This window comes from Paraburkholderia oxyphila NBRC 105797, from assembly GCF_000685075.1.
In the GTDB taxonomy this organism is placed as follows: domain Bacteria; phylum Pseudomonadota; class Gammaproteobacteria; order Burkholderiales; family Burkholderiaceae; genus Paraburkholderia; species Paraburkholderia oxyphila.
In genome coordinates, this window is sequence record NZ_BAYD01000196.1 from 1 (window position 1) to 9,266 (window position 9,266).

The window sequence follows — 9,266 nt, forward strand, 5'->3', positions numbered from 1 at the left end:
CCAGCCACGTTGAGATTCGTGGTGCTCACCGTATACGGGTCCGTGCCACGGCCCAGGCTGTTGGACACGGACCAGAACGAGCCCACCGGTGGATAGCGGTTTCCGTTCCACTGAAATTGATAGTAATCCTCAGTACTAAATCCATGAGAAAGATCGGCGGCGAAACTGATCATCGGCGCGGGCAGCAGCGCCTGCTTCAGTTGCGAGCCGGGAATCAGCAGCTTCTGCACGTCGAGCGAGTTGGTGGCGTTGATGCCGCCCATCGCGAACATGCTCTCGCCCCAGTTGATCACCTGGTTGCCCAGGCGCACGTGCGCGTTCTGCCCGTTGATCGTGAAGTCCTTCTCGCCCCACAGATCGAGCAGTTGCGCATCGTAGACGACCTGCGCGGCAGCGGTGCTGGAGAGCGGCGTGCGGTTCGTGTCGCCCGCGAGGAAGTCGTACATGCCCGTGCCGCGGATCATGAACTTGAGCCCCTCGCTGGGCATCCTCAGCAGCAGCTCGCTGGTCGCGCTGATATAGGTGCTGAAGGGCTGGCCCTTGCGATAGTTCAGGTCGCCGTCGTCGCCCACGCCCCACTGGTTGACATTGGCCGCCGCGCCGCACCCGAAGGCGTTCGGATCGCCCGTGAGCGAGCAACTCGGGTTTTGGGTGCGGATGCCCGCGCCCGCCGTGAGGTTGGTCACCCACGAACCCGAGAGATCGTTAAAGCCTGTCGTGAACTCGTAACCGTATGCATTCGATGTTACTGCCCCCAACGTAGCCAATAACACCGGAGCCTGCAGCGCAATCGCTTTCCTCTTCATCACGTCTCCTCTGTCGCTTCGGATGCCGACGCGCGTCTCTTGCGCACGTCAGCCATTTTTATTTATGTAGCAACACCTAGCGCTCGCTGGCCGATCTCAACGACTCCGCGGTGAAGAAGTCGGCCTTGAAGCGCGGATCGCTGACCTGCTGGTACCAGCGGATGTCCTTGCCCTGGCCAATCGACGATCCGTCGACGAGGTAACGCCCGCTGTTGAGGTCGTACTGCGCGAACGGTTCGTTATCGCAGGTGCCGCCCAGTTCCCAGACCGGAATGGGGTAGCTCTCGCGCACCTTCCAGAGCTTGCCCTGCGCGTCATAGTCCTCGCCCACGAGCGCGAGCCAGCTGTCCTCGTCCAGATAGAAGACCTTCTTCGAAGCCACATGGCGCGCCGTGGGCTTGAGCGTCGCCTCCACCACCCAGACACGGTGCACCTCATAGCGACGATGCTCAGCGGAGACGCCATTGGGCGTCGCAACGTCATGCAGCTTGCCCTTGAAGTCGTACATGCCGAAGTCGTCGTACGGAACGATCATTTCCTTCTTGCCCACCAGCTTCCAGTTGTACCGGTCGATGGAGCCGTTGAACATATTGACTTCATCGATCAGATACTGATTCTCGAAGCCAATCAGCGGCGCATCGTGCGTATAGGCCGGCATGCGTCTCACTCGGCGCTGCCCTGGAAAGTAGTAATAGGTTTCAGAGTCCTTGTCGAAGTACTGGCGCTGCACGATGGCCTGCCCGGCCAGCGCTGCCGGCGAATCGACCGAAAAATAGGCTCCCAGATTGAACTGGTCGACGTCCTGCGGCGTGGTCTTCCCCTCCTTGCCAGCCGGGAAATAGAAGGCCTGCGGCCCGATGACGTCGATCCAGTCGCTGCTGCCGGGATGCGGAGCAATGGCCGTGACCACGGGCGACCATTCGATGCCCTCACCGCGATACCGCGTCTCGTAGTTGAGGATCGCCTCGGCACCGCTCTTCGGCTGCGGGAAGACCACGCCGGGAAGCAGCGCGGCCTGCACGGTCTGGCCATCGGAGGCGAGCTTTGCCGTCGTGAGATTCGCCTTCGAGTTCTGTTCGGCGAATTCCGGCAATTCGCATTCGCGATGTGACGGATAGACGTCCATGCGGTAGCCCTTCATCTGCTTGATCAACTGGATCTGCCCGGGCGTCAGCTTGTCCGCATACTTGTCGACGTTCGCCGCATCGATCGAATAAAGCGGCTTCTCGTTCTTGTGCTTCCAGAAGTCGCCGCGAAACTTGCCCCACTCCCATCCGGACGGCGTTGCTGGCCTGCCGGAAAACGCGGGCACGAGGCCATCCTGGCTGGCCGCGCGCTCGGCCCCTGCAGGCGTGAGGTCGTCGGCGACGGCCGTTCCGGCTGCGAGCAACAAGGCAGCCGCGATCGCCGACACTGCTCCAATAGTTTGCCTTTTCATCGTCATCACTCTCCTTCCATTCCCGACTTCATGCGCTCATCGCGCGGAACTGGCGCGATGGGCGTTCCTTGTTTCCGTCCACCCTGGAGCCCTCGCCGCTTCATGGAGCGGCAGGCGGCCACCTGCGGCATATGCATCCCGAAGCCAAATCATTCGTAGTACGATGTTTAAAGCAGCGCGTATCGCGGTGTTTCTCGCAGGCGAACCTCACGTTTGCGGCTCCTTCAGTCGACCGGCAATCGAGCGCAGCGCTATGGCCGGTCTCATGCGGCCTCATGGCGTGTGAGGGACTATAGCGGCGGCAGTGCACGAGTCTTTAGCCACAATCGGCACGGTTTTCTTTCTATTTGCTAACAGCGGTTGCCGGCTCATCGCCCCGCTTGGGCGAAGGTGCACGGGCTTGACCCGATATCGCAGTGGTTTTTTTCTGGATACGATTCAGGCCGCCAGACGACCCATTTGAACCGCCCCACAGTACCTGTAGCAGGTAGCGCGTGACCAGGCGCACCCGAGGTGTAGAAATGAACGGCCATTATTCTGCCCAGCGCTTCTCCGACGCAGACGAACATGCACAAAATCTGCGCAATTTCGACCAGACGTATTTCCAGATCGAAAAAGGCGCATTCGAAAGTACGCTTGCCCAGTTCGATCTCGACGGACTCAACGTTTTCTCAGAAAGCGCCAATCGGCGAATCGTGGAATGCGGGCAGGTTCAGGCCGGCTCGGTGACGCTCGCGTGGCCGGTACAGTCGGTCACGGCACCGATCTTTCAAGGTCGCGAGGTCACCGCTTCGTCAATCGGCTTCGTTCGCGGCGGTAGCGATTGGGTCTTGCACATGCCCGCCCATACCGAGCTGGTTGGCATCACGCTTTCAACAGAAGAATTCGAGCGCCTGGCGGAGCCCCTGAGACTCGAGAGCGGCGGCGGCCGGCAGCCGTTATTCGAAACCGACGGCGCCGTCACTTCGCTCGCGCGATTTGCCCTGAAATCACGCGTCGACGAGATGAAGTCTTGCGCCCAGTCCCTCGCCGATCCCGAGGCACGTCGCGCGCTGCGCAACGACATTCTGGACAGTATCTTCAACATCCTTGGCGAGTCGAGCTGGTCAAAGCGCTGCGACGTGACACGGCTCACCTATAGCGAGATCGTCAAGCGCAGCCAGGACATTGCACTGAACAATACTCAGCAGCCGATCTCCGTGCTCGATCTGTGCAGTGAATTGCGAGTGTGCCGGCGCACGCTGCAAAAGAGCTTCCTGCAGGTCACGGGACAGTCGCCATTGACTTATCTGCGCTCCGTGCGCCTCGCCGGCGTGCGGCGCCTGCTGCGCTCGACCACCTCCGAAGCGTTGACTATAGGCGACGCCGCCGCTCGTTGGGGATTCTTTCATTTGAGCCATTTTTCCCGGGACTACCGGAATCTGTTCGGGGAACTCCCCTCTCGTACCCCTCGCTTCGGCAGCACCTGAACTGCCGACCGCATTGCTCGAACGCACTTCGCGTTCGCCCTTCGCGGTGTGCCGATTTTGGCTAATGCCCGCCCATAGCGTCGTAATACAGTCCCTCCATATCGTGAATCGAAACTGGAGAGGACATGACACTGAGCCGAAAGACCGCGGTCGCGTCAGCCGTACTCGCGCTGGCTTGCCATGCGCACGCCGCTGAACAGCCCGAGGAGTTGACGGTACAGAAGATGCCTGCATGGCATCCTCACGAAATATTCGTCGTTGACGGCGCGTTGACGTCAATGACCGATGGCCGCGTGCACGTATACGACGCGGACACCAGCAAGTTGCTCGGACAGATCGACACGGGCTACGCAGCCGGCTTCGCGATCTCTCCCGATCACCGCACGAGCTACACCGCGACGACGTACTTCTCGCGCGGCTCGCATGGCGCACGCACGGACGTCGTGGAGTTCACGGATAACGCCACCCTCTCGCTGGCCGGCGAAATCGTTATCCCGCCCAAGCATGCGCAGATGATGCCGTCGCCGTGGAATACGGCGTTCAGCAGCGACGGGAAGCTGCTCTACGTGACCAACATCACGCCATCGACATCGGTCAGCGTCGTCGACGTCCAGGCGAAAAAGGTGCTGAGCGAAATCGATACTGCCGCCTGCGTGCTCGCCTTGCCGAGCGGCAACAATAAATTCACCTCGCTCTGCGAAAGCGGCAAGGCGCTCACGTTCACACTCGACGCTCACGGCAAGGAAATCAAACGCTCGATGTCCGAGCCGTTTATCGATGTCGAGCACGATCCGGTTTTTGCCAATGCCGCGCGTTATCAAGGCACCTATCTTTTCACCAGCTTTCACGGCATGGTCCGCAGCGCCGATTTCCGCGGCGACAAGCCGGTCTTCGGCACGCCATGGCCACTGGTCACCGATGCCGAACGCGCCCAGGGCTGGCGCCCGGGTGGCGTGCAGCAGACGGCAGTGCAGGAAAAAACGCATCGGCTTTACGTTGCCATGCACCAGGGCGCCGATGGCTCGCACAAGGACCCGGCGAGCGAAATCTGGGTGTTCGATTTGAACACGCATAAACGCATCGCCCGCTGGAATCTTGCGCAGATGAAGATCGATCCCGTTCTGTCGATTCAGGTCAGTCAAGACGAAAAGCCCCTCTTTTACGGGCTGACGGCGACCGCGGCTCTCGCGGTGATCGACGCTCAAACGGGCAAGGTCCGGCACGTCGAGCCCCATCTGGGCAGCACGCCGCTCCTGCTCGTCAACCCGTGAGGACATCATGCTGATCGATCCTGTCCTCGCGAGCGCCACGCAATCGGGCGCAGCCGTTACGGTCCTGCTTGGCGCCTTGCCCAAATGGCGGCGGCCGGCCTTGTTTCGTCAAGCCGTGGCGCAGTATCAATTGCTGCCCGAGGCACTCGTCACGCCGGTGGCGCTCGCCATCGTGGTCGTCGAAACACTGGGCGCCCTCGCACTGCTATTGCCCGACTGGCGCACGATCGGCGCCGCCGCGCTGGTTTTGCTGCTGTCGATGTTTGCTGCGGCGCTCGCCATCAACATCGTGCGCGGGCATACCGATATCGATTGCGGCTGCCACGGCTTTGCCGCTCCGGATGCGGCAACTCACGCCGCAACGAATCGAATCGGCTGGCTACACGTCGCACGCGTTTTGGCCATCGCAGCGCTTGCCGCCACCGCATTCATCGCGCCCGCCGCACGGACGATAGTCTGGGTGGACTACCTCACGCTGACTTTCTCCGTACTGCTCACCGTTTGTGGCCTGACCGTATTCGACGGTCTCCTTGCCAATACACCGCGACTCAATCATTTGAGGAATTCATGATGCAAACCGCCCTGACCGTTTCCCTCGTCCTGCTGTGGGCCGCCGTGCTGGCGCTCGGCGCAATCTGCGTAGCGCTCGTTCGACAAGTGGGCATTCTCTACGAGCGCATCCTGCCGGTGGGCGCGTTGATGATCGATAAGGGCCCTGCGGTGGGCGCGCTCGCGCCCGCGTTCGAGCTCGACGACATTCACAGCCGCCCGGTCAAAGTTGGCGGCATTGATGCCACGGGCAAGTCAACGTTGCTGTTCTTTCTGTCGCCGACCTGCCCGGTCTGCAAGAAGCTGTTGCCGCTCCTCTCCTCGATTCGCGCAAGCGAGCGTACGCCGCTCAACGTCGTGCTGGCGAGCGATGGAGACATTGCCGAGCACACGCGCTTTGCAGAAAAGCATCGTCTTGGAGCGTTCCCTTACGTGCTGTCCCAGGAGCTGGGCATGGCTTACCAGATCGGCAAACTGCCTTATGCCGTCCTGCTCGACGAAAGCGGCAAAGTTCGTGCAAAGGGCCTCGTCAACTCCCGCGAGCATCTCGAGAGTCTGTTCGAAGCGAAGGAGCGCGGCGTCGCCTCGTTGCAGCAGTATGTGCACGGCGAACAACACGCGTAACGCAAAGCCTGATGCCTTTAAACCGGAGAATGAACGAATGGCTCTGTTTGACTTGTGGTTCGAGCGCTCAGCGCGAAGCGTCGCCAGCCGCACCTCGCGCCGCAGTGCAATGGCTACGCTCGGCAAGGCGCTGGTGGGCTCGGCACTCGCGCCGCTCCTGCCGGTAGACCGTACCGCGAACGCGGCTCCCGTAACGAACGCGAAAGCGGGTGTCAGCGACGACCCGATGAGCTGCGACTACTGGAAGTACTGCGCAATCGACGGCTTCCTGTGCAGTTGCTGCGGCGGCACTTCGAGCAGCTGCCCGCCCGGCACGACGGCTTCGCCCATCACCTGGATCGGCACCTGCCGCAATCCGCATGACGGGTCGGACTATATCGTTTCGTACAACGACTGCTGCGGCAAGACTTCGTGCGGCAACTGCTTCTGCAACCGCAACGAACGCGAAAGACCGCTATACAAACTTTCCCTCAACAACGACATCAACTGGTGCATGGCGAGCAGCAACTCGAATTACCACTGCTCCGTATCGGTCCTGCTGGGAGCGGCCAAACAATGAAAGTGAAGGCGATCAGGATGATGAGCGCGATGGCTCTTGCGATCGCAGCGAGTGCATCGTTCGGACAATCGGTGCGCTACACCGCCGGGCAAAGCACGTTCGGCGCGCGTTGCGCGGTCTGCCATCAGGCCGGCGGCAAGGGCCAGGACGGCCTCGCGCCACCGTTGACCCGCTACCCCGGCCGCTACGCCGCCGCCCCGGACGGCCGCCAGCAATTGACCGCAACCGTGCTGAACGGCATGTACGGCGAAATCGCCGTGCAAGACAAGACCTACAACTTCAAGATGCCGAGCTTTGCCAGCCTGTCCGACGAAGAGCTTGCGGAAGTCCTGAACTATGTCGTGTTCGACCTCAATGCGAAGCACGGCAACGCGAAGCCGTTCACCGCAGCCGAGCTGAAGGCTGCGCGGGACAGAAAACTCGACGCCAGCGCCGTTCACGCGAGCCGCGCCGTGTTGACGAAGAGCCTCGGCTTATGAAACGGCCGGCCGCCCAGCACGCGCAGCTCATCCAGCGCATGGGCATGCACATCGTGCAGATAGCCTGTGGTGTCGCGACCTCGCTGGCGCTATGCACCGTGCCGGCCGCGGCTGGGCAGTTTTCGCTGGTTGAACAGCATTGGATCCAGAATTGCATGGGCTGCCACACCACAAACGCGAGGGGCGTGCCCGGCAAGGTCCCTCCACTCGCAAACTCGCTCGGCTACTTCGAGCATGTGCCCGACGGCCGCGAGTATGTAATGCGGGTGCCCGGCTCATCGAATTCGGCACTGTCCGACCAGGAGCTGGCCGACGTGTTGAACTGGTTGCTGACGACCAGGAACGCCGCCGAGTTGCCTGCGGACTTCAAGCCGTATACCGCCGCGGAGATCGCGGCACATCGCCGTCCCGCGCTGGCCAATGTGGCCGTCAAGCGGGCCGCGCTCATCAAGCAGTTGCACGAGCAAGGCATCACCGGCATCGCTGACCACTATTGACTCGTTGACGTCCGGGACTACTAGCGCGCCTCGCAGCCCACAGAACCCGGAATTTCCACCTCCATAACATATAGGATGACTTATGAATTCCGGAGCCATGCAAGCCGAATGTCCCACGACTGCGGGCGCGGCCATTCATGATGCGTTCACGCGGCAACTTCGCGCCTTTCGGGCCAGTCCTGCTCCCACGCTTGCCCAACGCCAGGAGAGTCTTGCGAAGCTGCTGCGAATCTTGAAGCAGTACGACGACGCCTTTGCGTCGGCGATCAACGAGGACTTTGGTCATCGTTCGCGGCACGAATCGATGATGCTCGACGTCGGCATGACGATCGGCGACATCAAGGACATTCACAGGCATGTTGGGCAATGGATGAAGCCGCGCCCAATTGGCGTGCGGCGCCATCTGCTGCCCGCCCGGGCACGGCTGCTGCCGCAGCCTCGCGGCGTGGTCGGTGTAATCAGCCCGTGGAACTTCCCCGTCTACCTGACTTTTACGGGCCTCGCGGCCGCGCTCGCAGCGGGCAATCGCGTCATGCTCAAGCCTAGTGAGCTCACGCCCAGAACGTCCACGCTGATCGGCGAGACGCTGGCCGAGGCGTTCGATCCCGCGCAGGTCTGCACCATTGAAGGCGGCCGCGACGAGGCTGCTGCATTCTCGGCGCTGCCATTCGATCATTTGCTATTCACGGGCTCGACTTCGGTTGGGCGCCATGTCGCGCAAGCTGCGGCGCGAAACCTGACGCCGGTGACGCTTGAATTGGGCGGGAAATCGCCGGCCCTGCTCGGCAAGCACGCGAACGTGGAAACCGCTGCTCAACGTATTGTGTTCGGCAAGCTGCTCAATGCTGGGCAGATTTGCGTCTCGCCCGACTACGCACTGGTTCCGCGGGAGAAACTCGATCACTTCATCCAGGCGGCACAGGCCGCGGCATTGCGCCTGTACCCGGATGTCCTCGAGAATGCGGATTACACGTCCATTGTCAGTGCTCACCACTATGGGCGCCTGGTTCATATGATCGAGGAGGCTCGCAGCTCGGGCAGCCGAATCGTTCAAGTCGGCGCGCGAGCGGCCGAGACGGCGGCAACGGCGAGGAGGATCCCATTTACGCTCGTTGTCTCACCCGATGATGATGCACGAGTCATGCAAGAGGAGATTTTTGGGCCGATTCTGCCGGTTCTGACCTACGACACGATTGACGAGGCTATCGAGCGGATCAACCAGCGTGACCGTCCTTTGGCGCTTTATCTATTTACGAACGATACGTGCGAGCGCGACAGGGTGCTGGAGCAGACGAGCTCCGGCGGCGTGACGGTCAATGACACGCTCTGGCATGTGGCGTGCGATTCGCTGCCGTTCGGCGGGATTGGTGCTAGCGGCATGGGCGCTTATCACGGCAAGTGTGGGTTCGATACGTTTTCGCATTTGAAGCCGGTTTTTTATCAGAGCGGTGTTAATGCTACTTCTTTGCTTTATCCGCCCTATGGGCGGGTTACCGAGTGGGTTGGTGCCTTGTTGCGGAAGGTGATGTGAGGGTGTTTTCATTGGCCTTAACTTGTTTTCGCGGCGGGCCGCA

Annotated in this window: 10 protein-coding genes; 8 read left to right on the forward strand and 2 right to left on the reverse strand. The window is 61.3% G+C overall.

The genetic code is table 11. The features are described 5' to 3' along the window. Together BO1_RS47350 and BO1_RS47355 are read right to left on the reverse strand one after the other, a co-directional pair. Nucleotides 1-806: DUF1302 domain-containing protein (locus tag BO1_RS47350; RefSeq protein WP_043289151.1), on the reverse strand; the 806-nt coding region annotated here is incomplete at its 3' end. Nucleotides 807-882: 76 nt separating this feature from the next. Further along, complete coding sequence (locus BO1_RS47355; RefSeq protein ID WP_028223563.1) at nt 883-2,244, reverse strand: DUF1329 domain-containing protein; 1,362 nt, start codon at nt 2,242-2,244, stop codon at nt 883-885. A 521-nt stretch (nt 2,245-2,765) separates the two neighbouring features. On the opposite strand from BO1_RS47355, the gene BO1_RS47360 reads away from it, so the two are divergent. From BO1_RS47360 to BO1_RS47395, 8 genes are all read left to right on the forward strand, one after another. Further along, nucleotides 2,766-3,713, forward strand: coding sequence for a helix-turn-helix domain-containing protein (locus tag BO1_RS47360; protein WP_028223564.1), 948 nt, complete (start codon nt 2,766-2,768; stop codon nt 3,711-3,713). Nucleotides 3,714-3,838: 125 nt separating this feature from the next. Then, entirely contained in the window at nt 3,839-4,984 is a 1,146-nt protein-coding gene (locus BO1_RS47365; RefSeq protein ID WP_028223565.1) for an amine dehydrogenase large subunit, read from the forward strand. Nucleotides 4,985-4,991: 7 nt separating this feature from the next. After that, the gene (locus tag BO1_RS47370; RefSeq protein ID WP_028223566.1) at nt 4,992-5,555 is read left to right on the forward strand and encodes a MauE/DoxX family redox-associated membrane protein; all 564 of its coding nucleotides are present in this window, start codon (nt 4,992-4,994) and stop codon (nt 5,553-5,555) included. After that, complete coding sequence (gene mauD, locus BO1_RS47375) at nt 5,552-6,157, forward strand: methylamine dehydrogenase accessory protein MauD (RefSeq protein WP_028223567.1); 606 nt, start codon at nt 5,552-5,554, stop codon at nt 6,155-6,157. The genes BO1_RS47370 and mauD overlap by 4 nt, the downstream gene beginning before the upstream one ends. A 37-nt stretch (nt 6,158-6,194) precedes the next feature. Beyond that, on the forward strand, nt 6,195-6,716 hold the full coding sequence (locus BO1_RS47380; RefSeq protein ID WP_028223568.1) for a methylamine dehydrogenase light chain: 522 nt from the start codon (nt 6,195-6,197) through the stop codon (nt 6,714-6,716). Next, complete coding sequence (locus BO1_RS47385; RefSeq protein ID WP_028223569.1) at nt 6,713-7,195, forward strand: c-type cytochrome; 483 nt, start codon at nt 6,713-6,715, stop codon at nt 7,193-7,195. The genes BO1_RS47380 and BO1_RS47385 overlap by 4 nt, the downstream gene beginning before the upstream one ends. Continuing rightward, a complete protein-coding gene (locus tag BO1_RS47390) occupies nt 7,192-7,692 on the forward strand; it encodes a c-type cytochrome (RefSeq protein WP_245644131.1) in 501 nt (166 codons plus the stop codon). Before BO1_RS47385 ends, BO1_RS47390 begins: the two co-directional genes overlap by 4 nt. Nucleotides 7,693-7,774: 82 nt before the next feature. Beyond that, entirely contained in the window at nt 7,775-9,223 is a 1,449-nt protein-coding gene (locus BO1_RS47395) for a coniferyl aldehyde dehydrogenase (RefSeq protein WP_084688832.1), read from the forward strand. Nucleotides 9,224-9,266 lie beyond the last annotated feature (43 nt).

Bases quoted from the DNA above. Each gene is read 5' to 3' on its own strand.
- BO1_RS47355 (WP_028223563.1), bottom strand. From the start codon at position 2,244: ATGAAAAGGCAAACTATTGGAGCAGTGTCGGCGATCGCGGCTGCCTTG.
- BO1_RS47360 (WP_028223564.1), top strand. From the start codon at position 2,766: ATGAACGGCCATTATTCTGCCCAGCGCTTCTCCGACGCAGACGAACAT.
- BO1_RS47365 (WP_028223565.1), top strand. From the start codon at position 3,839: ATGACACTGAGCCGAAAGACCGCGGTCGCGTCAGCCGTACTCGCGCTG.
- BO1_RS47370 (WP_028223566.1), top strand. From the start codon at position 4,992: ATGCTGATCGATCCTGTCCTCGCGAGCGCCACGCAATCGGGCGCAGCC.
- mauD (WP_028223567.1), top strand. From the start codon at position 5,552: ATGATGCAAACCGCCCTGACCGTTTCCCTCGTCCTGCTGTGGGCCGCC.
- BO1_RS47380 (WP_028223568.1), top strand. From the start codon at position 6,195: ATGGCTCTGTTTGACTTGTGGTTCGAGCGCTCAGCGCGAAGCGTCGCC.
- BO1_RS47385 (WP_028223569.1), top strand. From the start codon at position 6,713: ATGAAAGTGAAGGCGATCAGGATGATGAGCGCGATGGCTCTTGCGATC.
- BO1_RS47390 (WP_245644131.1), top strand. From the start codon at position 7,192: ATGAAACGGCCGGCCGCCCAGCACGCGCAGCTCATCCAGCGCATGGGC.
- BO1_RS47395 (WP_084688832.1), top strand. From the start codon at position 7,775: ATGAATTCCGGAGCCATGCAAGCCGAATGTCCCACGACTGCGGGCGCG.